We start from the raw sequence: 457 nt of genomic DNA on the forward strand, positions 1-457 counted from the left end.
ACCCCGGGGATAACAGGCTGATCTTCCCCAAGAGTCCATATCGACGGGATGGTTTGGCACCTCGATGTCGGCTCGTCGCATCCTGGGGCTGGAGTAGGTCCCAAGGGTTGGGCTGTTCGCCCATTAAAGCGGCACGCGAGCTGGGTTTAGAACGTCGTGAGACAGTTCGGTCTCTATCCGCCGTGCGCGTTGAAACTTGAAGAAGGCTGTCCCTAGTACGAGAGGACCGGGACGGACATACCTCTGGTGGGCCAGTTGTCACGCCCGTGGCATGGCTGGTTGGCTACGTATGGGAGGGATAACCGCTGAAAGCATCTAAGCGGGAAGCCTGTTCTGAGATGAGGTTTCTTTTGAGGTTCCCTATAGATTATGGGGTTGATAGGCCGGATCTGGAAGTCATGTGAGTGATGGAGGTGACCGGTACTAATTAGCCGATGTTCAACACAATGTGTGTGCT

The 457-nt window shown here is 55.1% G+C and carries 1 rRNA gene; it reads left to right on the forward strand.

Going from position 1 to position 457, the window contains the following annotated elements:
• Positions 1 to 448, forward strand: a 23S ribosomal RNA gene (locus HMPREF2678_RS00530); the annotation flags it as partial.
• Positions 449 to 457 lie beyond the last annotated feature (9 nt).

The organism is Corynebacterium sp. HMSC058E07, assembly GCF_001809885.1.
GTDB classification, from domain to species: Bacteria; Actinomycetota; Actinomycetes; order Mycobacteriales; family Mycobacteriaceae; genus Corynebacterium; species Corynebacterium macclintockiae.